This window comes from Halarcobacter sp. (assembly GCF_963675975.1).
Classification (GTDB): Bacteria; Campylobacterota; Campylobacteria; order Campylobacterales; family Arcobacteraceae; genus Halarcobacter.
In genome coordinates, this window is record NZ_OY780939.1 from 2687235 (window position 1) to 2712221 (window position 24987).

Sequence of the window (24987 nt, forward strand, 5' to 3'; positions counted from 1 at the left end):
TTTACTTTATATTATCAGACTTTGGAATAAAATAAAGAACAGTTTCATATATCCCTTCCATATAATGCCTCATATAAATTTTATAGCCACTATAAATGGATAAAACCATTTGGGGTATCTTATACCAATCCTCTGCCTTATGATATATACAAATAGCTAAAATAGGTTTATATCTTTTTATAGTCTCTTTTGCACCCTCAATCGCATCTTGCTCTGCACCTTCAATATCCATTTTTATAAAATCTACTTTTTCTTTTATGATATTATCCAAGGTATTAGTATTTAGAGCATTATAATTGTGATCGCAATTGTTTGATGATATATTATCTTCAGCTATAATTTTTTTATTTGATAATCCAGATTCTATAAACTCTATATTTGGTGTATCAGCAAATTTTCTTTTGGCAATATTTATATGTAGTTTATTTGGCTCTATTGAATATATATTTTTATAATCAGGGAAATTAGTGATTATATTAGGGATAGTATCTCCCACATATCCACCACAATCTACAAAACTTATATTTTTTATATCTGGGACAATCTCTTTATCGAAATATTGTTCGTCATGGTTGTTTGTAAAGCCTTTCATAAAACCATAATCGCCAGTAATCTTAAAATTTAAAACCTTTTTAAAAATGGTTTTTGATTTTTCATCTTCTAGTAGATTAAAAATCTTTTCATATTGGTCTTTATTTTGCTTGAAGTCCTCTTCAAAATCATCCATAAAAGGAGCAGAAGGAAGAGGAAGTGAGCTATATCTATTAAAGGCTAAATAACTTATATTTTCTATGCCCATAGAATCAAGTTTCTCTTTAACATCCAAAGGACTTCCCCATGATACCCAAAGAACTATAGAGTTTTTATCTATATCATTTATATCTAATATCTCTTTTTTTCTAGATTTTTGAACCCTTGTAAAATCATCTATAATACCATCAACAGAGATATGTTTTTGTATAGCTTTTGTATATTTGTTTATTCCAAGAATATATTTTTTTATATCTTTTGACTCTATAAAAAGATTTACTAGCTTTTTATCTTTTTCATTTATGTAGTCAAAATCTTTTATATCTACCATAAATTGTATTTTGCCTTTTTATTACTATTTAATTTTAGTATAACATACTATGGTGTAATTAATTTATTGCATCATCAATACTAAGTATTGAAGCCACTTCCCCAGGCATCAAACTATCTAGATGAATATCCCCAATTCGAACTCTTACAAGCCTTAAAGTAGGAAAACCAACAGCAGCAGTCATTTTTCTAACTTGTCTTTTTTTACCTTCACAAACAGTAATAGAAACCCAAGAAGTTGGTCCATGTTTTGGATGACGAATATTTTTTCCACGAGCTGGAAGATTTGGTTCGCCTTCTATAGCAAAAGCATTACAAGGAAGAGTTTGATATCTTTTTCCACTAACTGTAATCTCAACACCCTTTTGTAGTTTAGATACAGCATCTTGAGTGATAATACCATCCACTTGAACATAATACTCTTTTTCAATAGATTTGCTAGTTACTTTATTACTAACTTTACCATCAGTTGTAAGCAATAATAAGCCTTCTGAATCATGGTCTAATCTTCCAATAGCCATAGTATTTTCAGGAAAATCATAAAAGTCACCCAATAAACTTTTGTTTTTCATCTTTTCTTGTTTAAACTGGCTTAAACATCCGTATGGTTTGAAGATTTTGAAGTGCTGGTGAGTATTTGGCATTAAAACTTGTCCTTTGAATTATGTGGAATTGTAGCTTTTATTTTATAAAGAGGAGTTTTAAATAAAACAATACAAAAGATATACAAATTAAGTTAAGATTATCCATTTAACCTTATATTTTGTATTATTAATATGCATATATACAAAGTATTTTAATTTTTTAAGATAATACTTAGTATAAATACAAAGTATTATGATATAATATTTTAAAAGGAGTTCTTATGGATTTTAACTTATTAACAAATGAAGATATTATAAAAGAGCTTGGTAAAAACTATGAGGAATTGAGACTTTATAAAAAACTTTCAGATGAAGATGTTCATAAAAAAGGTGGTGTTAGTATTGATGCTATCCAAAGACTAAAAAGTGGCTCAAATATAAACCTATTAAATTTTATAAAAATTTTAAAAGGTCTTGGTGAGCTAGATAAACTACAAAAACTACTTGAAGTCAAAGAGGAATTTAGTATTAAACAAAAAGAAAAAAAAACAAAACCTAAAAGAATATTCAAAACTAAGAAAGATACAAATGAAAACTTTATTTGGGGAGAAGATAAATGAGTAAGATTGTTGAAGTAAAATTATGGGGCACAACCATTGGATATTTAGGTTACCCAAAAGATTCAAACATAGCACAATTTGAATATGATGAAAACTTTATGAGATCTAATATTTTCCCTTCACCTTTATTGATGAAATATCCACCTGACAAGTTTTATTTTGAAGATATAAGTTTTAGAACTTTTAAAGGAGTTGCAGGTGTTTTCGCTGACTCTTTACCAGATAAATATGGAAATCAACTAATAGACCAGTTCATGGCAGAGAAAAAAATCCCCCAAGAAGAGATAACAACTCTTGATAGATTGCTATATGTAGGTAAAAGAAGTATAGGTGCTCTAGAATATCATCCTTGTGAATTTGAAGATGATTTTGAAAAAGGGATGCAAGCTTTAGATATAACAACACTAGCCAAATTAGCAGAATTGGTAATTTCAAAAAAAGACAATTTAAATGATAAGTTAAAAAACTCCAAAACAAAAAAAGAGGTATTAGACTTGATAAGAGTTGGTTCTAGTGCAGGAGGTGCAAGAGCCAAAGCACTTATAGCAAAAGATGAAGATAAAGAAAACAGATACATAGATGGAACAAACGTATATGAAGGAAACTACTCTTACTGGCTTTTAAAATTTGACTCATCCGCTAATCAAGATAGAGATTCAAAAGACCCAAAAGGTATGACAAGAGTTGAATATATATATTCTATACTAGCTAAAAAATGTGAAATAGATATTCCCGAAACCTCATATATAGAAATAGATGAGGATTTTCATTTTATGATAAAAAGATTTGATAGAGTTGTAGAAAATAAAAAAACCTCAAAACTACACTACATATCTTGGGCTGGATTATCTCACTACGACAGAGATACAACAGGAGCATACTCATACGAACAATTAGTTTTAAACTTACGACAACTAAACTTTGGACAAGAAGAGATAACGGAAGTTTTTAAAAGAGCAGTTTTTAATATAGTTGGAAGAAACCAAGATGACCATACAAAAAACTTTGGATTTTTGATGAATAAAAAAGGGGACTGGAGTTTATCTCCCGCTTTTGATATGACCTACTCTTATGACCCAACTGGAACTTGGACAAAAGTACATCAAATAAGACTTAATAAAAAACAAGATAGTTTTACAAAAAAGGATATTATAACATTTGGGAAATATTGTGATTTGACTGAGAAACAAACAACAAAAATACTTGAAAAAACTATTGAAGTATTTAAAGAGTTTGAAAAACTTGCAGACAAATATAAAGTACCAAGAAAATTAAAAGATACTGTTTCTAAAAATTTAAGAAGAGATTTGATTTAAAGTGGTAGTGTAAAACTAACTGTGTAAATCCAAAAATATAAATTTATTAGATAGAATTTATCTAGTAGATTTATTTAAAGGATTTACATTATGGGAATACTAAACAAAGAAGAATTAAGAAGACAAATAAAAGAAGGTAAAGAAGTATCATTAGATGGTATTTTAGATGAATTTAAAGGATTACTAAAAGAAGCTTTACAAACAGCAACGCAAGAAGAACTTACTTCACATCTTGGCTATGAAAAGCATAAAGAATCAGATAATCCAAACTATAGAAATGTACATAATAAAAAAACATTAAAGTCAAAGTATGGAGAGATTGATGTATCCATGCCAAGAGACAGAGATGGAACATTTGAACCAAAACTAGTACAAAAAAGAGAGAGACTTTTAAAAGGAAGTGAAGATTTAATATTATCACTTTATACCAAAGGAATGAGTGTAAGGGATATACAACATCATTTAGATGATTTATATGGATATGAACTATCAGAACAAACAATATCAAATATTACAAGTGCAATTATCGAAAAAGCTAAAGAGTGGCAAAACAGACCATTAGAATCAATTTACCCAATTATCTTTATGGATGCAACAGTTCTAAAAATAAGAGTAGATAGAGTTGTTAAAAATATAGCTGCTTATATCATGCTTGGAATCACACTAGATGGTAAGAAAGAGATTATAGGTATTTGGATTGGAGAGAATGAATCTAGTAAATATTGGCTAACACTTTTAAACGAACTTAAAAACAGAGGTGTAGATGATGTTCTTATATTTGCTATTGATGGTTTAAATGGATTTAACCAAGCCATTGAAGCAGTTTATCCCAAAGCTGAGATTCAAAGGTGTATAGTTCATCAGATTAGAAGTTCACTAAGATATGTATCTTGGAAAGATAGAAAAGCTGTAGCAAAAGACTTAAAGACAGTTTATCAAGCTTCTACAGAAGAAGATGCTCAATTAGCTTTGACTTCATTTAATGATATTTGGGGTAAAAAATATCCTCACATTTCCCAATCTTGGACAAATAATTGGACAGAACTTGCTACATTTTTTAAATATCCAAAAGCTATTCAAACTTTAATTTATACAACAAACCCAATAGAATCACTAAATTCAAATATTAAAAGAAAGATCAAATCTAAAGGCTCCTTTCCAACAGTTGATTCAGCATTTAAACTATTATATTTAGCAACACAGGAGGTTCAAGAAAAGTGGACTAGAACTAAACTTAGAAATTGGAGTGAAATTTATCCTCAACTTAGTATATTCTTCAGTGAGATTATGGAAAAATATACTAAGTGATTTAAAGTTTACTGGTGATTTACACAGTTTACTTTACAGGCTCTTTAAAGTGGAGATTCATCCTCTGGGTGTAATTCCTAATTTATATTATCTCATTTTTTATCTGTTACACAACGTATATAATACTTCTTATTGTCATCTATTTTACGAGTAAAATTTTGTGACACAGATTGATATCCCAAAGAAATATCTTTAAAAACAATCCAATACCTAGAAGGAACCATATTAGGAAAATTCTTTGGATTAAAATAATATTTATCTATACCATCTATTATATAACCAGTATAAGGTTCATCTCTTAAAATTGTTTTATATTCAAGTTCAGTTGGTATTCTCCATTTATTATAATTTTGAATAACTAAATTTTTACAATAATTAATTGCATCATTTTTAGAATATTTATCATATCTATTATTATTGTTTTTCAATTCCCATACTAAATTTTTTATAAAATATATATCTTTTCTTTCATTTTTATAATTTTTCATTTTTAAAATTTCAGTTATATCTTTTGAATTATTTTCTCTTATTGCTAAATCATATGCAGTAAAGCCTGCTTTATTTTTTATAGTTTTATCTGCACCATTATTAATTAGTAAATCTACTACTTCTTTATTTTTAATTGAAATCATTAGAGGTGTATATCCATTACAATTCCAATTAATACTTTTTTTAGCACCATATTTTAAAAGTAATTTTGTAGCATTTAAAGTTCCATTTTTCTGCAAAGCATTATTTCTTAAAGAAAAATCAAGTGGAGAACAATAACTCTTACCTCTATCATTAACATCAAAACTATAATTTTCCAATAAGTATTTAATAATCTCTTCATTTTTATTCATTGCTGCTCGATGTAATACTCCAAAACCTCTATTCGCTCGACTCTTTAATGAAGCACCTTTATTAATTAAATATTTTACTGTTTTTAAATCTCCCCAACCTACTGCATAAAGTAATGCAGTGAAACCTAACTTATTTTTTTTATTAATATCTACACCTTTTTCTACTAAATTGACAATTTCTTCAAAATTTTGTTGATCAACTGCATTCATCAAAGGAGATCCTTTATCAAATCCATTTAATGTTGAAACTAAACATAAAAATATAATTAAATATTTAATATGACTATTCATTTTTTCCCTTTTTTTCATTTTTTTATGAAGATGATACCATCAAATATAATATAATAGAAACTGGTACTATCATAAATAAATAATATAAATACCATCCCTTATCAAATATATCATTTTCTATTTTTTCTTGTTCTAAATTAATATTTTTAACTGCATTTAACTTTTTTTCTAAATTTTGTTCTCCACTAAATTCACTTTCAAAGATTTTTGTGAATGTATAGTAACTTATATTTAACATATTTCCTGAAATCAAACCTTCAAAAAAAACTGTAACCAAATATTTATTAGTTGATTTATCTTTCAGTATTATTCTCGTTGCATTTCTATCAGTACGATCTATACATTCAATATCTTCTAATTTAAAAATCTTACTATTAATTACTATGTTATCATCAAGAAATACAATATCTTTCATAGTGAAAAAACTTTTTATATATTCAAGAAATATAAATACAATAATCAATACTAAAAAAAAGAATATAAAATAATCTTTATAACTTGATAACTTCTTCTCAAACATATCAATTGCTACAAAGATTAAGATTAATTCTATAAAAATATTTTGAATGATGAAGAAAAAATAAGAAAAATTATATTCATATTCAATTTCTAATTTATTTTTATCCATAAATAAATTATATCTAAAATATTTTAAAATTAATAACATTATTTATAATTTTATTTTTATATAAAACAGCTATTTTTATTATTTAATACCTAAGATAAAAGCATAATCTGAAGAATTGTTTCTAAAGATTTAAGCATCATTTTATACTAATCATTTGTTTATATATAAAAGTGGAAATTCTATCTCTAGAATGTGATTATGGAGTGTATTTTCTAAGTTCAGAGGTGTTATTTTCATCTGGTATCTCCTTTTCTATATAATTATTTATATTTTAAGTTATAATTTTTTTCTACTTAATTCAGTTTCTTAACAGAAGTTACGTATGGTTCAAATTTTGTTCCATATTTTAGTGTAATTGTATACCTAGGTTTGATTATTTTATTATTATAATTTCTTATTGATTGTAATGACTTAAGAAAATTACTATACTCAAGTGGAATATAAATCTCCTTTATAATTAAACCCAAAATATAAGCACTAATTCCTTTGCTAGTATGACTAACATTTATCAGTCCTCTTGTAATAATATATTTTGATTTATCTTGGTATTTAGATTTTAAAACTTCTGGATTAATATCTGCATCAATTGCAAAAAGTCTAGAATATTTATATTGTTCGTTTTTTAATTCTTCTATTGCATGTTTCAATTTTTGTTGATCTTTTTTTTCTGTAGAGTTTAGTTTTTGTATTTCTACAACCCTATTTTTTGCAAGGGCTAATGAATCTTGATATGATTTACCATCATATTCTAAAACAATAAACACTTCTTTTTGAGCACTTTCAAAAAAATGTGAACCATCACTCTTTTTAAAATCTTTATCAATATAAAAACCAAGAGTTTTTAATTTTTGTGTTGTAAGCCATAGGGCATTCTTACTGGTATAAGAAAAGTTATTTAGAGTTCTGAAATTAAGTCTTAACGAAATGGCACTGTTTTCATTTATGTTTAGATATGGAAGTTTTAACTCACGTTCTGTAAGAGATACTTCTGAACTAGGTAATCCTATTCTATTATTAAAAACTCCATATAAAATTACAATATTTGAAATGATAATAAAAGCAAAAGCTAAAATAAACAACTTGTTTGAATTAAAAAAACATCTCATGATAATACCTTTTCATCATTTTCAATAACAGATAATCGTAATTTTTTAAATACTAACAATACAATTAGTGCGGATAAGCCTATTATGAAAAAGAAAATATACTTTGGCATCCAATCCCACCACCAATCAAAAAACTTTGTGTATAAAAATATAGTAAAAAATATATTCCCAGTATTTACTACATCTACTAAGCTCTTTTTTATTCCAAACCAAATTAACAAAGCGCTCATACCAAAACCAATCAGTTGATACATTGTTTCAATATAATCTATTTGAAGATTTAAATAACTTACTATTCCCCAGTTTGATAGAATCAATACAGGAATAAAAAATATAATCATTCCAAAAACTCTATAAATAACATCAAAACCATCATAACGATGATGTTTAATAAATGAAATAAAAAATAATAAAATAGCAACTGGTAAAAAATGTTCGGGTCTTTCTCCAAACCCAATCCAATACATACCACTCCATGTTCCAATTTTTGCCGATAGAAAAGCAGAAAAACTTAAAATTGCAAATGCTAGAAGTAATCTAGCATTAATAGCGTAAGCTAATAGTAATGCAAATATTGACCATATTAATAAAGCATTTGAAGATGGAGTAATATTAAATATTTGTCCAAGCATGGAAATATTAAGTACAAAACAAACAAAACTGAGTAATCCAAATATTTTCGAAAAATAGCTTGTTTTCTCTTTTTTAGAAAGATATGTAGTTACTGTTAAAGCAAGAATTGGTGTTATTACCAATATTATTACTTGAATTGTAATAGATAATACACCCCAAAATTGATAAAAAAGAAAAAATACACTTGCAGATAAACCAAGAGCACCTAAAAACGATGCTATTTTCATCCCTAAACTTAATTGTTTTTTTTGATGATTTGAATCAATATCAAATGCTGAGATAAGCTTAGAAATAAGGCTTTTATGATAATCCTCTATATTGATATATTGTGTTTTGTCAAGAGTAAGAATATTTTCTTTTTCAAGTATTTGTAGTTCTTTTTGAAATTGGTTGATTTGGTCAACTCTTTGTTGTGCTTCAATTTTAGATTTTATATTCATTATTTGTTGTAACTCCTAAAATAGTTATTTTAATATTAAACATAACTATTTATTATTGACACATTATACAAAAATAATATATAAGATTATATAAAACTATAATATATAATCTAAAATAAATGGGAAATAGATTATAAAATATAATTCTATTAGTTTAAAATCCTAAATAATGAAAACATAATAGTATAGAGAATAGTATCAGTAATTTTTTAATAGATTGTTATTCTTTAGTATTTTAACTTTTACAACAAAATCAAGTATTCAATACAAATGGACTAACAATAAAATAATATATTAAAAAACCTATAATAGATACCATTAAAACTAACGCAAAATAGCTCCTATTTTAGTCATTTCATCTCGACAATATGATTCATCAGCTACACTTAATGGTGATAAATATTCTAAAACATACTCTAAAAATATAAATGTCATTATAGTACCAATAATTGCCACCCATAAAGAATCTGTAATATAATCTATAAAAAAAGCAATTATTAATAACCATACTAGTTCTATAGTATGAACTTTTTATTTTTCTTGATTTTTTCATTACAATCTGGGCATTGGAAACACTTGATAAAAGACCCTGAAGATGATTTATTAAAAATAATCCACTTAAGGGGAATTGACTTCTTTCCACAATTAGGACATTGTTTCATAATTTAACCTTGTAGTATAACGTTTAAAATGAGCCGATGAATTGCCCGCAAGGTAATTTATTGGCTCCTCTGATTTGTTATATGTATCTACCAGTTCTAAATTCTTCGTATGGTTCAAAATTATAAACAGTTTCTGTTTCTTCATCATATTCAGCTCGTCCAATTATAATTTTTAGATTACCATGAAACTCAGAGATTCTACCTCAGGGGTGTAATTTTGTAGCATTTTAACTAAATATATTCAATCCTTCTTTAAAGAAAGTACTATTTCTACTTCTTTTTCACCAAGAATCTTCTTAAGTTCTTGTTTATTTACATTTGTTATTTTTCCTAGTTTTGTTAAACTCCAAGAATTATTATCATAATAAATAACAAAATATTTACCTTGATATAAAATAACATCACCAGAAACTGTGTCTATTGGTTTGTCATTAGTTACAAGTGAATATCCCAAAGAACCCACTTTTTCCATATTGGCATAGTCTTTCATATGTATTGAAGTATCTTCACTTTGTAACTTATCAATTAAGGCATCTGCAGAAGAGTTGTTTTCAAGCTGAACCTCCAAAAAATAGCCATTAACTTTTATATAAATAACTCTATTGTTCATCAAATCTGCTCCCCATAAACTAAAAGAATAAAATAGTAAAACTATCTTTAGTATTTTTTTAAATCTATATTCACTCAAAGATTTCATAGTGACGCTCAACATTAACTGTTACCTTACCCCAATGAGAATTTTTAACCCTTTTTTGATGTTGCTCAAAAGAGGCTTTATCTGCAAATTCTTCATAAACATCAAAACGAAGAAAATTTTCCGAACTTTGAATGACACTAAACATATTACAACCTTCTTCTTCGAGAGTAAGACGTCTATGGTTTACTAACTCATTTTGTACTAATTCAAGTTCTGATTCAGGAACTAAAATATAGCCTTTCAATGTTACTTTTGACATAAATTTCCTTTTAACGTTTGAAATGAGCTAATAAATTTCCCGCAGGGTAATTTATTAGCTCCTCTGATTTGTTATGAGATGATTATTAAACCTGTATGCTCATTAGTTTTTTCTTAGCTTGCTCTATCTTTTCTTTTTTCTTTAATTCTTCTAACTTTTCATCAAGAATAATTTCAATACCAACTCTTAAAGAATCAAAATGGGCTAAGCAAGTTTTTTCATCTAACTCATGTATTCCTTTGCTTAAAATAGAATACATAGATTTATGTTCTACTAAAAAGTCAGGTAAATGAGAAGATAATAGTTCAATTTTCTGATCCATTCTTGATTTTTTATAATTTTCTTCATCAACTGTTCCATCCTTTTTACACATAGTGTAAGCATCCTCAATTAAATATTCAAATATTCTTCTTAAATACACAAATGAACCAATTCCTACACCATTGGCTGCTAAGCCAATGGCACGAGTAAATTCTTTTAATTTTTCTGTTGATAATAATTTTTTATATTGTTTTATTTCTGAAATATGAAAGTCTGCAATTGATGGATATTGTCCAATTTTAACAATAGTTTGTTCCTTTGGAACCCATAGTATATAATATTTAAATATACTATCAGTTCTTTTACATCTCACTTCAATTGTTTCGTATCCACCATTTCTAATAAATGGTGGATAAATTCCTTCTTCTACTACAAAAGTTGATTCAACTTTTTGCCATGGATTATAACCTTCAAATTCTTTGGATGAACTTGTAAGGTCTAGTAAAGTTACTGACTCAATTTTAAGAGGTGTGTAAATTGGTGTATTAAAAAAGAATTCTTGTTGTGTCATTGTATTTATTGTCCTTTAAATTAATCTCATAACGTTTAAAATGAGCTAATAAATTTCTCACAGGGTAATTTATTGGCTCCACTGGTTTGTTAGATATTACTCAGCAAGCTTAGCAACATCAAAAATATCTTTTTCTAATTGTACAATTTTTTCATCTAAAGATTGTCTACCATTTCTCCAATCATCTTCATCATAATTTGAGATGAAAACTTCATCCGAATTCTGAATATTTCCTTCAATTGAACGAGTAATTACTTGGTTAATACTATCAATTGAATCATCCCAAAATACCACATCACTTTCGTAGTTATAGTTTTTGCTAAGTCCAAATGCTCGACCAGTTATATTACTACTTCCAATTGTTGCAATAACAGGTGCATCTTTTTTCTTGCCTATCATGATTTTTGCATGCCAACGCATACCTGGTATTCTATATTTTTGAACATTTAAACAAGAGGAACAATTGTTTTTTATCACATTATCATGAAAATCATAATATGCAGTTCTCCATTTATAGTCATAAACTCCCACTAGCTTAAGAGTTTTTTGATTGTGTAAGCAAACACCTTTAAAATCATTACTAGCAATAAAGTATTTGTTCTCTTGAAAAAATCCTGAACATAAAATCATTTCTGATATATCAGAAGAATTAAACGTTGAAATGATTACATTTCTAAAACGATTCACTTTCCAATCTTTGCGAAGAAAAACTGCAACCTTAGTTAATGCCATATTTATTTTTCCTTTAATATCTAACGTTTAAAATAAGCAAATAAATAAGCTACAGGTAATTTATTCACTCCACTGTTTAGAATGCATATAAAAGTTAATTTTTATTTTTGTTACTTATACGATTTCTTAGAATTTTCGTGATTATTTCTAAGTCCCTATTTGAGTTATATTCTGCATCCATTCCTTTTTTTTTGGCCCATTCTTTAAACTCATCCATTTTTTTTAAACCTGATTTTGTTAGGCCCTCACCACCATTTATTTCAAAACCAATCACTTCCTTCGTATCATCTGAATGATCTTGGTATCGCACTTTTAACTTATTAATTGCTTTTTCAAGCTCTTTTGTTGGCAATTTTCCCGTATAGTTTTTGTCTTGGCCTAAAACCAAACCTTTTTTAGCCATTTTTTTCTCCACTCTTCGCTTTTCTCAAATAGTCAAAATAGTTCATATTTTGTTTGATAACTCTTTCATAATCTACACCATCATCTTGTTGATTTGTCGTCTTTTTACGGAGATGTTCAATATCGCCTCCTGTGTCCTGTTGCATTAATCCACCAACCTCAAGGGATTTGCCTTCCAAAATACTACCTTTGTTCATGCTAATCCCATTCTAAGATATTATCAGTTTTGCAATGCAAGACTTATTTGACAACATTAGTAAAAGTTGTTTTATCAATCTATTTAGGCAAACAATATCTTGAAGATTATTCAGAATTTCATCACGCATACTTTTACCAGATGTTTTTTTCAACTCAGTTAATAAATTGTCTTCTTTTTTGTCTACTTCTGGTGATAAAGATTTTACAGAAGTTAAATCAAGCTCCCTATAAATCACTTCTTCATCATCTTCAAATACAGAAAATTCAGAAATGTATTCTTCTGATATAAATGAATTTATATATTCTGTAACAATAACATCTTTGCTGTGGCTTATATAGTTGGCTTGTAACTGACCATTTTCTTTTTTGAATTCAACTACACTTAAAGTCATACTCATTATTTTTTACCTTCCAAAAGTAATTTAACCAAGTCTTCCCTGACAGCTCGTTTCAGATCAGCAATAGTTTTTGAGTTTTCAAGATACTCTTCTGGCAGCTCATAGTTTAATTCAAGAGGAATCTTACTATTCAAGCTTTCTACATATTTTTCTAATATTTCTTTATTACATAGTAGTTCGTAATGAAATGAAAACCTACGCTTAAAAGCTGGTTCTAAAGTATCAAAGTAATTGGTAGTTGCAAGTATAGTGATTTTATGATCTGTAGATATAGACTGAAAAAAATCCATGAGGGAGATTAATGCCCTTTTCAGCTCAGACACTTCATCGTCATTTTCTCTACTAACTAAAAATCTGTCAAACTCATCAAAAGGAGGACAATTCCTTTGTCTTTTGAACATAAATCATTTATTTCTTCATAAGCTTTATGGAAGTTGCCAAGTGTTTTGCCTAGATTATCGGTAATTATCTCTTGAGCTTTGAGTTCATAAGTTTCAACTTCATATTTTTCTAAAACATATTTGGCAAGTTCATAAGATAATGTTGTCTTTCCAGTTCCTGTTTCACCATGGAAAATATTAATACTTCGAATATCAAGCTCTTCAAACAAGAGTTTTAACTCATTATCTTGATTATGGACTAAATCAATAATCTTTTTGCAATTATTAAATATCTCATCATGGCCAAACAAGTTGGATCTATTGCTAATTAATTGTTCATCAAGTCTCTTTAAAAAACTCATTTTTTGTGCTTCCTCATCTAACCTAACTATTTATTGAATATACATTATATAAATAAAGTACTTAAATCTACTTATTTATTATATATTTATAACAGAGTCCATTTTAAGGATTTTTATAAAAAAAGATTACAAAACATAATAATTTTTACGTATGTTTTATACAGATATTTAAAACTTTAATATACACAATATATGTTAAAAGTGAAAAATTTAACTTTAAATAACATTTTTATAATTTAGGAGATATTATGGGTAAAAAACTACTTGATATAATAAGTGACAAGTTTTAAATATTCACTTTTTTGCCTGCAAGCAGGATTATATATTGAAAAAAGTAAAACCTATGCTTGCACTCTCTTTGAGAAAACTAAAAATATGCTCCTAGCATATTTGTTATGCTCATACAGTTACAAAACTTTTTCGAAACTATAAATAAATACTCGGCTTCTCAAATGTGGGAAAGTGGGATAATGACCTTTGTATTTTTTAGTACCATTTTATTTTAGTTGGTGTGATATTTAATCACTTTACTTTCCTCAAACATTATCAGGCAATTCCAAAAATAAATTGAAAACTTTCGGCTTTAATAATGGCTGGTATTATATAGAGCTTAATTTTATAATAGAATACATATCATCTTAATCCTAAATCTTTTTTATCTAAAAGTAATGTAGGTATAATATAAAAAGCTAAAAGATGAAATGAACTAACAATATTCTGTATTCTAGTAAGTTCATAAAACTCTTCTTTTGTTATATGTGTAATAATAGAATGATTTCTTAAAATATATTGTCCATTTTCAATAGTCGGCACCCCATTCGCACTATTTATAAACCCTAATAAAAAAGAAAAGAAAGAAACCATTAAAGTTATTAATGTTATGACAATTAATAATCTTGGTTTACTATTAAAAAATTTAATCACATCAAATGAGTATGAATCTAGCTTATTTATATTCCTGTACTTATTTTGCAGATAAATAATTAAAATAAACCAAATAGGGAAAATTAAAAATTCAATAATTGATAAAATCATTTTAAAATATGAATCATCAAAATTCATAAAGTAATATCCAATAGAAATCAAAGTAAAAAAATAACATATAATTGAAATATATAAAGTATTCTTTCTTGTTTTTTCAGATATTTTAATCATATTAAGTTATTTAACTCCTATTTTTAAAATAATATCTAAAAAAATTATAATCTTTAATAAAAGTTTTTGTCGGAAGTTTGGTGTAGATTTTGCCGAAGTCTAGCGAAGGTGTACTAGAAGTACATCGAAGCTAGAATTCGGTGAAAGATGCGCCGAAATTACGGCAAAAAAATTATTCCCACTCTATTGTTGCTGGTGGCTAAAAGTACTTCTAACCTAAATCTAGTGCAAGATGAATAAAAGCTATCGCTTTTATTCCCATTCTATTGTTGCTGGTGGTTTTGAGCTGATATCATAAACCACTCTATTAATCCCATCAACTTCGTTGATGATTCTTCTAGAGATAGTTTCTAATACATCATGAGGGATATGTGCAAATGTTGCAGTCATACCATCTGTTGCTTCAACTATTCTAACACATACTGTGTTATCATAAGTTCTGTTATCACCCATAACACCTACTGATTTTACATTTAGTAGTACTGTAAATGCTTGCCAAGTTTTATCATATAATCCAGTTGCATGTAAAACATCTAGCATGATAACATCAGCTTTTCTAAGTAATTCTAAATCTGGTTTATTTACATCTCCCATAACTCTGATAGCAAGTCCTGGTCCAGGGAAAGGATGTCTTCCAATCATATCTTTTGGAAGTCCTAATTCAAGTCCTAAAAGTCTAACTTCATCTTTGAAGATTTCTCTTAAAGGCTCGATTAGTTCAAATGTCATCCAATCAGGTAGTCCACCAACATTGTGGTGAGATTTGATTGTTTTTGATGGTCCCTTTACAGATACTGATTCAATAACATCTGTATAAAGTGTACCTTGAGCTAAGAACTCAATTCCATCGTGTTTTTTTGCTTCTTCGTCAAATACTTCAATAAAAGTTTCTCCGATGATTTTTCTTTTTCTCTCAGGGTCAGTAACACCTTCAAGTCTTGAAAGGAAAGTTTCACTTGCATCACAAGTGATAAGGTTTACACCTCTACTTTTGAACATAGCTTCAACTTGTTCTCTTTCGTTTGTTCTAAGTAGTCCGTTGTCAACAAATACTGGGATAAGTTGGTCACCAATAGCTTCTGCTAAAAGTGTAGCAACTACAGAAGAATCAACTCCTCCTGATACACCACAAAGAACTTTTTTATTTCCAACTTGATCTTGGATTTTTTTGATTTGTTCTTTAGCAAAAGAACCCATATTCCAAGTTGATTCACAACCACAAATATATTTTGCGAAGTTTTTAAGGATTTTGCTCCCTTGCTCTGAATGGTAAACTTCTGGGTGGAATTGGAAAGCATAAATTAGTCTATCCATATTTGCAATTGCTGCAAAAGGAGAGTTTTCACTTGTTCCAATAACTTCAAAACCATCAGCTAATTTGTCAACTTTATCCCCATGAGACATCCATACAGTTTGACCATCTGTAGTGTCTTTGAAAATATCGCTTTCTTTTTCAAATGTAAGTTTTGCTTTTCCATATTCGTGATGATCTGCAGGAATAACAGACCCACCAAAATATTGAGAAATAAGTTGCATACCATAACAAATACCTAAAATAGGAAGACCTAAATCAAATATCTCTTTGTCTGGGTGATAAGCATCTTTTGCATATACTGATGCTGGTCCACCTGAAAGGATAATACCTTTTGGAGTTCTAGCTTTAATATCTTCTATGCTCTCACTAAACGGTACAATCTCAGAATAAACACCAGCTTCTCTAAGTTTTCTTGCAATGATTTGTGTATATTGACTACCAAAATCTAATACAACTATTGGTACATGTTTCATTAAAATGATTCCTTTGATTTTTTAAAAGTACCGCGATTATAACTAAAAAGGAATTTGAAGACGATTAATTAATGGGATTCTTTTTAAAAGAAAATTGGGCAAAAAAAAAGCCATCCAGTCTAAGACTGAATGGCTTTTGAGATTGTGATTTAAGCTTATGCACCTATACCAAACATCTCAAATTGAACATACCAAATCGCACAAGAGATAATATATCCAATTAAAATAGTCCAAGCATATTTCATATGTGAACCAAAAGTATAAATACCATGAAGTTTACCCATAACTCCAACACCAGCTGCTGAACCAAATGAGATTAGTGAACCACCAACCCCAGCTGTAAGTGTTACAAGCATCCATTGAGCATGTTCCATAGGTGGATTTGCTTTAAGAACTGCTGACATTACAGGTACGTTATCAACAATAGCTGATAAAAAACCAACTCCAATATTTGACCATGTTGGTCCTAATACTGATGGGTCATAAACGATTGCTGCTAATGCTAACCATCCAATAAAGTATAATGCACCAACTGCTGCTAAAATACCAAAGAAGAACATCAATGTGTTATTTTCAATTTTAGCCATTGAGTGGAAGATATTAAAGTGGTCTTTACCATGTCTTCTTTTAAGTCCATAAGAATAAACTTTAAGTAAAGAAAGACCAAACATCATACCCCACATTGCAGGTAGATGTAATACTTGGTGAGACATAACTGCACAGAAAATAGTAAATACACCAAGTCCCATTACAACTTTTGCACCTTCAGCCATCACTGGAACAACTTCTTTAGAAGCGTCAAAAGTAGGTTTTTCATTTGGTACAACTTTAGATAATAAAACAGCTGTAGCTAGATATCCTAAAATTGATGCAGGGAATAAAAATAAGAAATCTCCAAATGCACCTTTACCAGCAGTCCATGCCATAAGTGTAGTAATATCTCCAAATGGTGACCAAGCACCACCTGCATTTGCTGCAACAACAATATTAATAGCACCAGGAACTAAGAAGTCTCTTCTCTCTTTTTCAATTGTAATTAATACTGTAGAAAGAATAAGTGCAGTTGTTAAGTTGTCTGCAATTGGAGATATAAAGAATGCTAAAATACCAGTTACCCAGAAAAGTTTTCTATAAGTAAACCCTTTTGAAACAAGGTTGTATTTAAGCTTATCAAATACATTCATATGGATTAATGATTCAATATACGTCATTGCAACAAATAAGAAGAAGAAAATTTCAGCAATTTCTAAAATTAAGTGTTGAGCTTGAGTATGAACTAATCCCATATCTAAATGATTTAACGAATAATATAGCGCAACTAAGATAAACATAAATGTACCAATAAATAAAGCTGGCTTTGCCTTATCTATCTCATATTTTTCCTCTGCCGCCACAAAGTAGTAACCTACTACAAAAATAAATAAACACGCAAATCCAACCCAAGTCATAGTTAAATCTGGTGCAACTTCCCCAGAAGCAGCGCCACCGCCACTTGCAAATAAAGCTAGAGATGATAATAATAATACCATCAGAATCTTTAACATTCTTACTCCTTAATAAAGTGTGCTCCAAGAGACTCTTTTCTGTCAATTGCAGCTTTTAAAATAGATTTTGCCGTAAGCAACCTTAAATATAGTAGTCTTCCCACATCTTCTTTCAAAAACTCATCTATCTCAGATAAAGCTTTTTTCAAAGAGTCAAAATCCCTTACGATTGCCGCATTTTCCCACATTAATTTTCTTACTCTGTCTTTTATTGGTTTATCAATACTTTTATTTCTAATACACTTTTTTATCTCTTTTAAATACTTAGAGTGATCGATTTTAAAATCCTCTTTTAAAGAGTGTTCTACTGCAAGTTTAGAAAAAACCAAACCTTCAAGTAAAGAGTTAGAAGCAAGTCTGTTTGCACCATGTACTCCAGTGCAAGCTGCTTCACCTACTGCATATAGATTTTTTGTATTTAATACTTTTGCATTAATATCAGTTGCAATTCCACCCATTGCATAGTGAAAAGCTGGAGAGATTGGTACTTTTTCAAATGGTAAATCATAACCTAGGTCTTCAAAGTTAGCATATATATTTGGAAATCTTTTTCTAAACCATTTCTTTTCAAATTTGTCAAAAGATAAATAGATATTTGAGCCTGTTTTTTTATGATAATCAAAGATTGACCTACTTACAACATCTCTTGGAGCTAGTTCTCCATCTTTATGATAATCAAATAAAAATCTATGGTCATTATCATCTACAATATAAGCACCCTCACCTCTTAAAGCTTCACTAAGTAAAGTTTTTCTAGCAAATGAAGTTCCTTTAAATACTGTTGGATGAAATTGCATCATCTCCATATCTTTTAAAGTTAAACCTTTTTCAACACATATACCTTGAACTTCCCCTGCAACTGCAGTTGAATTTGTATGGTACTTATATATTGAGCCAACTCCACCACTAGCAATAATGGTATTATGGGCAAAAGCTACTTTTTCTTCTGTTTCATTTATGAAATATTTAACCCCATAACAAATATCATCTTGCATAAGTAAATCATTTACTACACAATTAGTTTCTAGTTTGTGGGGGAATTTTCCCATTAAAAAAAGGTGTATCATTCTACCTGTAGCATCACCATCAGCATGAAGAATCCTACTTCTACTATGGGCTGCTTCTTTGGTAAAGGCTATTTTACCCTTATCATTTAGATCAAAATTCATTCCATCTTCTATTAAGTTATCAATTGCTTTTCTAGAGTTTTCACTTAATACTGTTACAGCATCTTTATTGTTGTGATAAACTCCTGCAACCAAAGTATCTTTAATATGGTCTGGAATATCTTCTTTATCAACAGCTGTTGCAATACCACCTTGTGCCCAAAAGGTATTGCATTCCCAAGGTTCTTTTTTACATAAGATTAATACATTTTTTGTATCAGGTATTAATCGTGCAGCATTTAAACCAGCTACACCTGAACCTATAATAATATAATCATAAACAACCATTATTTTGATACTTCTTGAGTATCTGGCACATATGTTGGAGGGGCTTTATAACCACATCCACTTAAAGATAATAAAATTCCTGCTATAATAACAACATGAAAAAATTGAGTGAAATACTTTGTCATCTTAAAAATAATCCTGAATTCAGAAGAATTAATACACAAGAAACGATTCAAAAGATAATTGAAATACTACCGCCTAAATTGAAAAAAGGCGTTAAATTCGCCTATATTAGGAAACAAATCTTCTTTTTTGTGTTAACTCATCCTGTTTATAAAATGGAATTTGAGTATAACAAGAGTTTGATAAATGACTTATTAAAAAAGTCAAACATTGCAAATATCGACGATGTAAGGTTTTTTGTAACAAATAAAATAGAAAAAAAACAAAAACCAATAATACAAGAGAACAACTATCAAGAGCGATCTTTTGGTATATTTGCGAATAATATAAAAGATGAAAAATTACATAAAAAATTTGAAGAGATAAGAGAGATTATAAAAAACTCTTAAACTCTTTAATCTTTTCTTTATAATCTGGACAATACTCTTCCACACAATTCCAAAATCTTTTTGAATGATTTTTATGTTTAATATGAGCTAATTCATGAACTACAACATATTCTATTAAAGGGATTGGAAACTTCATAAGCAGAGTATTAAAGTTTAGTTCATTTTTATAATTGCAACTTCCCCAAGTTCTTTTATTTTTTCTAAACTTTATTGCAGTTGGAAAAAGTTGCATTAGTTCAGAATATTCATTTACTAGTTTGGGAATCATTTTTTGTGCTTCTAATTTATAAAATCTATCTAGATTTCTATTATCAAAATTTTTGTGTTTAATTCCCAAAAAAAGAAATTCATCATTATTTAAAGTATTTTTTTCCAATTGTAGTAGATTTTTTTCTAACCATTTTTTCTTTTTCTCAATTAAGTTTCTTGCATCATTTTCTGTAAAATAAATATTTGAGTTAATTCGTATCATACTTGAAGATACTAACCTCATGTAGGTATGTTTCATGCCTCTTTTTTTATTTAATTCTACAGTGACCTCTTTATTATTAATATTTGTTAAAAAATTCAAACTAATCCTTAAGTATTTTTTAGATAAAATCCTAAAAATATTATGTCTCATAATATTAACATATTGAAAATTATTAGAGGAAAAAACTAATGAAAATTGCGCAAAGAATGGAGAATTTATCTCCGTCGGTAACAATGGCTATTACTGCTTTAGGTAGAGAACTTAAAGCTCAAGGTAAAGACATTTTAAGTTTTAGTGCTGGTGAACCAGATTTTGACACTCCTGAAATCGTTAAAAATGCTGCGATTAAGGCTATTAAAGACGGGTTTACAAAATATACCGCTGTAGAGGGTATCACTGAAACAAAGCAAGCAATTATTAATAAATTAAAAAAAGACCATGGATTAACTTATGAATTAAATCAAATAGTGATTAGTAATGGTGCTAAACACTCTTTATTTAACTTATGTCAATTATTAATTGAAGAGGGTGATGAAGTTATCATTCCAGCTCCATATTGGGTTACATATCCAGAGCAAGTAAAATTTTCTGATGGTGTTCCAGTATTTATTGATACGGATGAATCTACAGAATTTAAAATGACTGCTGAACAATTAAAAGCAGCTATCACACCTAAAACAAAAGCTATTATGCTAAATACTCCTTCAAACCCAACTGGAGCTGTATATTCAAAAGAAGAGCTTTTAGCTATTGGAAAAGTATTAGAGGGAACTGATATTCTTGTTTGGTCTGATGAGATGTATGAAAAAATCATGTACGATGGGAAAGAGTTCACAGCAGCTGCTAGTGTAAGTGAAGATATGTACCAAAGAACAATTACAATCAATGGATTAAGTAAAGCTGTAGCTATGACTGGATGGAGATTTGGTTATATAGCAACTCCAAAAGTTGAGATTGTAAAAGCTATGATTAAATTACAAGGTCAAGTAACTTCAAATGTAAACTCAATCACTCAACATGCAGCGATCCCTGCACTTGAAGGTGATGCTGATGCTGATATTGAGATGATGAGAAAAGCTTTTGAAGAGAGAAGAGATATTGCTGTTGAATCATTCAATGCAATAAAAGGGGTATCTTGTTTTAATCCACAAGGTGCATTCTATCTTTTCGTAAATATTAAAGATGTAACTCCTGATTCAATGAAATTTGCAGCTGATCTTTTAGAAGACAAAGGTGTTGCAGTAGTTCCTGGACTTGCATTTGGTATGGAAGGTTATTTCAGATTCTCTTTTGCTACAGATTTAGCAAGTATTCAAGAGGGAATTAAAAGAATTAAAGATTTTATAGAAAAATAATAAATTATGACAGCACAAAAAAAAGCCACGATAGTCTCAAGTAGTGTTGCCGCATTATTAACCCTGATTAAATTAGTAGTTGGTATTGCTAGTGGATCAGTTGCAGTTTTGGCTTCTGCAATTGATTCGGTACTGGATATGTTTGTTTCAGTATTTAATTACTTTGCAATTAACAACTCTGAAAAACCAGCAGATGAAACATTTAATTATGGTAGAGGAAAAATTGAAGCTCTAGCTTCTGTTATAGAAGGTACCATAATTACACTTTCTGGTTTATTCTTACTTTATCAAGCTATTGAAAAAGCCATAAAAGGCGAAGTTTCTCAATACTTGGGTATATCTCTTACTGTAATGATTATTTCATTGATTATCACTATTGCACTAGTTTTATTTTTAAATAGAGTTGCCAAACAAACAGACAGTATGGTAATAAAAGCTGATGCTTTACATTATAAAACTGACGTATATACAAACATAGCTGTTTTAGTTTCTTTAGTACTTGTTAACTTCACCGGTATAGAGCTTATAGATGTAGTAGTTGGTGGTGGAATTTCAATTTTTATCATCTATTCAGCTTATGAATTAATTCAAGAAGGTATTTTAGTTTTATTAGATAGAGCTGTAGATGAAGAGATTGTTGAAAATATAGTTGAAATTATAGAAGCTGAAGAAAGAATAAACACTCACCACTTATTAAAAACAAGAGAAGCAGGAAACCAAACATTTGTAGAAGTACACTTAGTATTTGACTGCTTAATAACTCTAATGGAAGCTCATAGAATCACCGATAGAATAGAAGAAAAAATAAAAATGATTAACTCAAAAAAAGATTGGGTTATAAACATTCATATGGATCCCTATGATGATTTTGAGATAAACGAATCATCTAAAACTTGCTCTATTGTATAATAATTTATATTTATTAAACAATGACATTTAAAAACTTTATATAGGATTACAATATTTAAAATGGCACTAATAGACTTACAAAACATAAGCAAACAATACGATATAAAAGTTATTCTAAAAGATGTTAATTTTACTTTAACAGAAGGTCAAAGAATAGCTGTAATTGGTCAAAATGGTCAAGGGAAATCAACTTTATTTAAAATCATTATGAATGAAGTTGAGCCTGATTATGGTGAAATTTCTATTGATAAATCTGTAAAAATAGAGATGTTAGACCAACAACCAAAATTTAAATCTGGTATAAATGTTAGAGAAGCAATAGAAGCCCAACTAACAGAATTAAAATCAGCAAAAACTGAATATGAAAATATTACTAATCAAATCATTACAGATTATGAAAACCAAGAGCTTTTAAAAAGACAAAGTGAACTTGCAACATATATCGAATTTCATAATGCTTGGGACTTAGATAATATGATTGAAAGGGTTTTAGAAGAGTTTCAACTAAAACAATATGAACACAAAGATGTAAACCTTTTAAGTGGTGGTGAGCAAAGAAGAGTTAGTCTTGCTGGGTTACTTCTTAAAAAACCTGATATTTTACTTCTTGATGAGCCTACAAACCATCTTGATGTTTATATGGTTGAGTTTTTAGAATCTCTACTTTTAAAAAACAACTTCACCCTACTTTTTATCTCTCACGATAGATATTTTATTGATAATATTGCAACATCAGTTGTAGAGGTTGAAGGTGGTGCCTTAAAAAAATTTAATGGTGGTTATTCTTCGTATTTAGAGCAAAAAGAACAAATGCTTGAGAATATGCAAAAAGAGCATGAAAACCTTTTAAGACTTGTTAAAAGAGAAGCTCACTGGATGCAAAGAGGTGTTACAGCTAGAAGAAAAAGAAATGAAAGAAGAAAAGCTGAATACTTTGATTTAAAAAAGAAAGCAAAATCAAACCCTGCTTTAATCAAAAAAATGTCTGTTGAACTACAAAGAGAACAAAAATCTTTTAACAGTGAAGAGAAGCAACAAAATAAAAAAAAGATGCTATATGAGTTAGATAAAATCTCTAAAACACTAGGAGATAAACTTCTTATTAAAGATTTTACTTCAAGAATTTTACAAAAAGATACAATAGCAATTGTTGGACCAAATGGAAGTGGTAAATCTACTCTTCTTAAAATCTTTATGGAAAAAATGAAAGTTGATAGTGGAGAGTTTAAAAAGGGTGATTTCAATATTGGCTATTTTGACCAGCAAAGAGATATGCTAGATGATAATAAAAACATCATGGAGACATTCTGTCCAAATGGTGGAGATAGAGTTGTTTTAGATGATGGAAGAAATATGCATGTATTTGGATATCTGAAAAACTTCCTTTTTCCAAGGGAATATTTAGAGAAAAAAATAGGTGTTTTAAGTGGTGGAGAAAAAAATAGAGTTGCCCTAGCCCTACTTTTTACTAAAAAAGTTGATTGTTTAATACTTGATGAGCCAACAAATGACTTAGATATTCCTACAATTAATATTTTAGAAGAGTATTTACAAAACTTTCAAGGGGCATTGATATTTGTATCCCACGATAGATACTTTGTGGATAAGATTGCTAAAAAACTTTTTGTTTTTAAAGGTGCAGGAATAGTTGAAGAGAGTTTTCAGCCATATACTGAATATTTAGAAATTGAAAAAGAGATAAAAGAGTTAAGCTCTTTTGAATTAGAGGTTGAAAAAGAAAAAACTCAAACAAAAGAAGATAACAAGCCAAAAAAACAGAATAAACTTTCATACAAAGACCAAAGAGAATATGATTCTTTACCAAAAGAGATAGAAGAATTAGAAGAAAAGATTGAACAAATAAATGTTTGTTTATCTACACCATCTTGTTATGAAGAAAAAGGGATAGTTGCTGTTTCTAAAGAATTAGAGGAAACAGAAAAAATATATGAAGAAAAAGTAGAAAGATTTTTAGAACTAGAAGAGATGGTTGAAAGCTTTAACTAGTAATAAGATATAATAAAGACA

At 28.6% G+C, this 24987-nt stretch carries 28 protein-coding genes; 7 read left to right on the top strand and 21 right to left on the bottom strand.

Going from position 1 to position 24987, the window contains the following annotated elements:
* Position 1: 1 nt before the first annotated feature.
* Both ACKU3H_RS13315 and ACKU3H_RS13320 read right to left on the bottom strand, forming a co-directional pair.
* A complete protein-coding gene (locus ACKU3H_RS13315; protein ID WP_320034357.1) occupies positions 2 to 1081 on the bottom strand; it encodes an FkbM family methyltransferase in 1080 nt (359 codons plus the stop codon).
* Between the two features lie 58 nt (positions 1082 to 1139).
* Positions 1140 to 1724 carry a pseudouridine synthase gene (locus tag ACKU3H_RS13320; protein WP_320034358.1) on the bottom strand — a complete coding sequence of 195 codons (585 nt, stop codon included), beginning with the start codon at positions 1722 to 1724 and terminating at the stop codon, positions 1140 to 1142.
* Positions 1725 to 1945: 221 nt separating this feature from the next.
* Here ACKU3H_RS13320 and ACKU3H_RS13325 point away from each other — a divergent pair, with 221 nt between their 5' ends.
* The 3 genes from ACKU3H_RS13325 to ACKU3H_RS13335 all read left to right on the top strand — a co-directional run bounded on the left by ACKU3H_RS13325 (position 1946) and on the right by ACKU3H_RS13335 (position 4908).
* A complete protein-coding gene (locus tag ACKU3H_RS13325; RefSeq protein ID WP_320034359.1) occupies positions 1946 to 2284 on the top strand; it encodes a transcriptional regulator, XRE family protein in 339 nt (112 codons plus the stop codon).
* Positions 2281 to 3600 (top strand): type II toxin-antitoxin system HipA family toxin, encoded by a 1320-nt coding sequence (locus ACKU3H_RS13330; RefSeq protein ID WP_320034360.1) that lies wholly within the window; start codon positions 2281 to 2283, stop codon positions 3598 to 3600. The genes ACKU3H_RS13325 and ACKU3H_RS13330 overlap by 4 nt, the downstream gene beginning before the upstream one ends.
* Before the next feature lie 90 nt (positions 3601 to 3690).
* Entirely contained in the window at positions 3691 to 4908 is a 1218-nt protein-coding gene (locus ACKU3H_RS13335; RefSeq protein ID WP_320034361.1) for an IS256 family transposase, read from the top strand.
* Positions 4909 to 5000: 92 nt separating this feature from the next.
* Here ACKU3H_RS13335 and ACKU3H_RS13340 read toward each other — a convergent pair whose 3' ends face one another.
* The 18 genes from ACKU3H_RS13340 to ACKU3H_RS13425 all read right to left on the bottom strand — a co-directional run bounded on the left by ACKU3H_RS13340 (position 5001) and on the right by ACKU3H_RS13425 (position 19836).
* The gene (locus tag ACKU3H_RS13340; protein WP_320034362.1) at positions 5001 to 6041 is read right to left on the bottom strand and encodes an ankyrin repeat domain-containing protein; all 1041 of its coding nucleotides are present in this window, start codon (positions 6039 to 6041) and stop codon (positions 5001 to 5003) included.
* A 22-nt stretch (positions 6042 to 6063) separates the two neighbouring features.
* Positions 6064 to 6669, bottom strand: a complete 606-nt coding sequence (locus tag ACKU3H_RS13345; protein ID WP_320034363.1) for a hypothetical protein — start codon at positions 6667 to 6669, stop codon at positions 6064 to 6066.
* Positions 6670 to 6962: 293 nt separating this feature from the next.
* Entirely contained in the window at positions 6963 to 7775 is an 813-nt protein-coding gene (locus tag ACKU3H_RS13350; RefSeq protein ID WP_320034364.1) for a DUF4824 family protein, read from the bottom strand.
* Positions 7772 to 8848, bottom strand: a complete 1077-nt coding sequence (locus ACKU3H_RS13355) for a DUF2157 domain-containing protein (protein WP_320034365.1) — start codon at positions 8846 to 8848, stop codon at positions 7772 to 7774. Before ACKU3H_RS13355 ends, ACKU3H_RS13350 begins: the two co-directional genes overlap by 4 nt.
* Positions 8849 to 9751: 903 nt before the next feature.
* A complete protein-coding gene (locus ACKU3H_RS13360; protein ID WP_320034366.1) occupies positions 9752 to 10207 on the bottom strand; it encodes a cyclophilin-like fold protein in 456 nt (151 codons plus the stop codon).
* Positions 10191 to 10466 carry an antibiotic biosynthesis monooxygenase gene (locus tag ACKU3H_RS13365; RefSeq protein ID WP_320034367.1) on the bottom strand — a complete coding sequence of 92 codons (276 nt, stop codon included), beginning with the start codon at positions 10464 to 10466 and terminating at the stop codon, positions 10191 to 10193. The genes ACKU3H_RS13360 and ACKU3H_RS13365 overlap by 17 nt, the downstream gene beginning before the upstream one ends.
* Positions 10467 to 10551: 85 nt before the next feature.
* Positions 10552 to 11298: a hypothetical protein gene (locus ACKU3H_RS13370; RefSeq protein WP_320034368.1), complete on the bottom strand. Its 747-nt coding sequence runs from the start codon at positions 11296 to 11298 to the stop codon at positions 10552 to 10554.
* A gap of 96 nt (positions 11299 to 11394) precedes the next feature.
* Complete coding sequence (locus ACKU3H_RS13375) at positions 11395 to 12030, bottom strand: restriction endonuclease PLD domain-containing protein (protein ID WP_320034369.1); 636 nt, start codon at positions 12028 to 12030, stop codon at positions 11395 to 11397.
* A 94-nt stretch (positions 12031 to 12124) separates the two neighbouring features.
* The gene (locus tag ACKU3H_RS13380) at positions 12125 to 12433 is read right to left on the bottom strand and encodes a hypothetical protein (RefSeq protein WP_320034370.1); all 309 of its coding nucleotides are present in this window, start codon (positions 12431 to 12433) and stop codon (positions 12125 to 12127) included.
* A complete protein-coding gene (locus ACKU3H_RS13385) occupies positions 12426 to 12611 on the bottom strand; it encodes a hypothetical protein (RefSeq protein ID WP_320034371.1) in 186 nt (61 codons plus the stop codon). Before ACKU3H_RS13385 ends, ACKU3H_RS13380 begins: the two co-directional genes overlap by 8 nt.
* Positions 12612 to 12641: 30 nt before the next feature.
* On the bottom strand, positions 12642 to 13028 hold the full coding sequence (locus ACKU3H_RS13390) for a hypothetical protein (RefSeq protein WP_320034372.1): 387 nt from the start codon (positions 13026 to 13028) through the stop codon (positions 12642 to 12644).
* On the bottom strand, positions 13028 to 13429 hold the full coding sequence (locus ACKU3H_RS13395; RefSeq protein ID WP_320034373.1) for an AAA family ATPase: 402 nt from the start codon (positions 13427 to 13429) through the stop codon (positions 13028 to 13030). The genes ACKU3H_RS13390 and ACKU3H_RS13395 overlap by 1 nt, the downstream gene beginning before the upstream one ends.
* Complete coding sequence (locus tag ACKU3H_RS13400) at positions 13375 to 13770, bottom strand: AAA family ATPase (RefSeq protein ID WP_320034374.1); 396 nt, start codon at positions 13768 to 13770, stop codon at positions 13375 to 13377. Before ACKU3H_RS13400 ends, ACKU3H_RS13395 begins: the two co-directional genes overlap by 55 nt.
* 633 nt (positions 13771 to 14403) lie before the next feature.
* Positions 14404 to 14925, bottom strand: coding sequence for a hypothetical protein (locus tag ACKU3H_RS13405; RefSeq protein ID WP_320034375.1), 522 nt, complete (start codon positions 14923 to 14925; stop codon positions 14404 to 14406).
* A 252-nt stretch (positions 14926 to 15177) separates the two neighbouring features.
* The gene (gene guaA / locus ACKU3H_RS13410; RefSeq protein ID WP_320034376.1) at positions 15178 to 16713 is read right to left on the bottom strand and encodes a glutamine-hydrolyzing GMP synthase; all 1536 of its coding nucleotides are present in this window, start codon (positions 16711 to 16713) and stop codon (positions 15178 to 15180) included.
* 155 nt (positions 16714 to 16868) lie between these two features.
* A complete protein-coding gene (nhaD, locus tag ACKU3H_RS13415) occupies positions 16869 to 18257 on the bottom strand; it encodes a sodium:proton antiporter NhaD (RefSeq protein WP_320034377.1) in 1389 nt (462 codons plus the stop codon).
* A 2-nt stretch (positions 18258 to 18259) separates the two neighbouring features.
* Positions 18260 to 19711 carry an L-aspartate oxidase gene (gene nadB / locus ACKU3H_RS13420; protein ID WP_320034378.1) on the bottom strand — a complete coding sequence of 484 codons (1452 nt, stop codon included), beginning with the start codon at positions 19709 to 19711 and terminating at the stop codon, positions 18260 to 18262.
* Positions 19711 to 19836, bottom strand: a complete 126-nt coding sequence (locus ACKU3H_RS13425; RefSeq protein WP_320034379.1) for a lipoprotein — start codon at positions 19834 to 19836, stop codon at positions 19711 to 19713. Before ACKU3H_RS13425 ends, nadB begins: the two co-directional genes overlap by 1 nt.
* A 153-nt stretch (positions 19837 to 19989) precedes the next feature.
* Here ACKU3H_RS13425 and ACKU3H_RS13430 point away from each other — a divergent pair, with 153 nt between their 5' ends.
* Positions 19990 to 20223: a hypothetical protein gene (locus ACKU3H_RS13430; protein WP_320034380.1), complete on the top strand. Its 234-nt coding sequence runs from the start codon at positions 19990 to 19992 to the stop codon at positions 20221 to 20223.
* Here ACKU3H_RS13430 and ACKU3H_RS13435 read toward each other — a convergent pair.
* Entirely contained in the window at positions 20207 to 20794 is a 588-nt protein-coding gene (locus tag ACKU3H_RS13435) for a SprT family zinc-dependent metalloprotease (protein WP_320034381.1), read from the bottom strand. The genes ACKU3H_RS13430 and ACKU3H_RS13435 overlap by 17 nt on opposite strands.
* 89 nt (positions 20795 to 20883) lie before the next feature.
* Here ACKU3H_RS13435 and ACKU3H_RS13440 point away from each other — a divergent pair, with 89 nt between their 5' ends.
* From ACKU3H_RS13440 to abc-f, 3 genes are read left to right on the top strand one after another with little or no spacing between them, the layout of a single operon-like run.
* Entirely contained in the window at positions 20884 to 22050 is a 1167-nt protein-coding gene (locus tag ACKU3H_RS13440; protein ID WP_320034382.1) for a pyridoxal phosphate-dependent aminotransferase, read from the top strand.
* Positions 22051 to 22056: 6 nt separating this feature from the next.
* The gene (locus tag ACKU3H_RS13445; RefSeq protein ID WP_320034383.1) at positions 22057 to 22959 is read left to right on the top strand and encodes a cation diffusion facilitator family transporter; all 903 of its coding nucleotides are present in this window, start codon (positions 22057 to 22059) and stop codon (positions 22957 to 22959) included.
* Between the two features lie 60 nt (positions 22960 to 23019).
* A complete protein-coding gene (gene abc-f / locus ACKU3H_RS13450; protein WP_320034384.1) occupies positions 23020 to 24966 on the top strand; it encodes a ribosomal protection-like ABC-F family protein in 1947 nt (648 codons plus the stop codon).
* Positions 24967 to 24987 lie beyond the last annotated feature (21 nt).

What these genes read in the sequence shown, in the direction of transcription:
- ACKU3H_RS13315 (WP_320034357.1), bottom strand. Translation starts at nt 1,081, where the DNA reads ATGGTAGATATAAAAGATTTTGACTACATAAATGAAAAAGATAAAAAG.
- ACKU3H_RS13320 (WP_320034358.1), bottom strand. Translation starts at nt 1,724, where the DNA reads ATGCCAAATACTCACCAGCACTTCAAAATCTTCAAACCATACGGATGT.
- ACKU3H_RS13325 (WP_320034359.1), top strand. Translation starts at nt 1,946, where the DNA reads ATGGATTTTAACTTATTAACAAATGAAGATATTATAAAAGAGCTTGGT.
- ACKU3H_RS13330 (WP_320034360.1), top strand. Translation starts at nt 2,281, where the DNA reads ATGAGTAAGATTGTTGAAGTAAAATTATGGGGCACAACCATTGGATAT.
- ACKU3H_RS13335 (WP_320034361.1), top strand. Translation starts at nt 3,691, where the DNA reads ATGGGAATACTAAACAAAGAAGAATTAAGAAGACAAATAAAAGAAGGT.
- ACKU3H_RS13340 (WP_320034362.1), bottom strand. Translation starts at nt 6,041, where the DNA reads ATGAATAGTCATATTAAATATTTAATTATATTTTTATGTTTAGTTTCA.
- ACKU3H_RS13345 (WP_320034363.1), bottom strand. Translation starts at nt 6,669, where the DNA reads ATGGATAAAAATAAATTAGAAATTGAATATGAATATAATTTTTCTTAT.
- ACKU3H_RS13350 (WP_320034364.1), bottom strand. Translation starts at nt 7,775, where the DNA reads ATGAGATGTTTTTTTAATTCAAACAAGTTGTTTATTTTAGCTTTTGCT.
- ACKU3H_RS13355 (WP_320034365.1), bottom strand. Translation starts at nt 8,848, where the DNA reads ATGAATATAAAATCTAAAATTGAAGCACAACAAAGAGTTGACCAAATC.
- ACKU3H_RS13360 (WP_320034366.1), bottom strand. Translation starts at nt 10,207, where the DNA reads ATGAAATCTTTGAGTGAATATAGATTTAAAAAAATACTAAAGATAGTT.
- ACKU3H_RS13365 (WP_320034367.1), bottom strand. Translation starts at nt 10,466, where the DNA reads ATGTCAAAAGTAACATTGAAAGGCTATATTTTAGTTCCTGAATCAGAA.
- ACKU3H_RS13370 (WP_320034368.1), bottom strand. Translation starts at nt 11,298, where the DNA reads ATGACACAACAAGAATTCTTTTTTAATACACCAATTTACACACCTCTT.
- ACKU3H_RS13375 (WP_320034369.1), bottom strand. Translation starts at nt 12,030, where the DNA reads ATGGCATTAACTAAGGTTGCAGTTTTTCTTCGCAAAGATTGGAAAGTG.
- ACKU3H_RS13380 (WP_320034370.1), bottom strand. Translation starts at nt 12,433, where the DNA reads ATGGCTAAAAAAGGTTTGGTTTTAGGCCAAGACAAAAACTATACGGGA.
- ACKU3H_RS13390 (WP_320034372.1), bottom strand. Translation starts at nt 13,028, where the DNA reads ATGAGTATGACTTTAAGTGTAGTTGAATTCAAAAAAGAAAATGGTCAG.
- ACKU3H_RS13395 (WP_320034373.1), bottom strand. Translation starts at nt 13,429, where the DNA reads ATGTTCAAAAGACAAAGGAATTGTCCTCCTTTTGATGAGTTTGACAGA.
- ACKU3H_RS13400 (WP_320034374.1), bottom strand. Translation starts at nt 13,770, where the DNA reads ATGAGTTTTTTAAAGAGACTTGATGAACAATTAATTAGCAATAGATCC.
- ACKU3H_RS13405 (WP_320034375.1), bottom strand. Translation starts at nt 14,925, where the DNA reads ATGATTAAAATATCTGAAAAAACAAGAAAGAATACTTTATATATTTCA.
- guaA (WP_320034376.1), bottom strand. Translation starts at nt 16,713, where the DNA reads ATGAAACATGTACCAATAGTTGTATTAGATTTTGGTAGTCAATATACA.
- nhaD (WP_320034377.1), bottom strand. Translation starts at nt 18,257, where the DNA reads ATGTTAAAGATTCTGATGGTATTATTATTATCATCTCTAGCTTTATTT.
- nadB (WP_320034378.1), bottom strand. Translation starts at nt 19,711, where the DNA reads ATGGTTGTTTATGATTATATTATTATAGGTTCAGGTGTAGCTGGTTTA.
- ACKU3H_RS13425 (WP_320034379.1), bottom strand. Translation starts at nt 19,836, where the DNA reads ATGACAAAGTATTTCACTCAATTTTTTCATGTTGTTATTATAGCAGGA.
- ACKU3H_RS13430 (WP_320034380.1), top strand. Translation starts at nt 19,990, where the DNA reads ATGGAATTTGAGTATAACAAGAGTTTGATAAATGACTTATTAAAAAAG.
- ACKU3H_RS13440 (WP_320034382.1), top strand. Translation starts at nt 20,884, where the DNA reads ATGAAAATTGCGCAAAGAATGGAGAATTTATCTCCGTCGGTAACAATG.
- ACKU3H_RS13445 (WP_320034383.1), top strand. Translation starts at nt 22,057, where the DNA reads ATGACAGCACAAAAAAAAGCCACGATAGTCTCAAGTAGTGTTGCCGCA.
- abc-f (WP_320034384.1), top strand. Translation starts at nt 23,020, where the DNA reads ATGGCACTAATAGACTTACAAAACATAAGCAAACAATACGATATAAAA.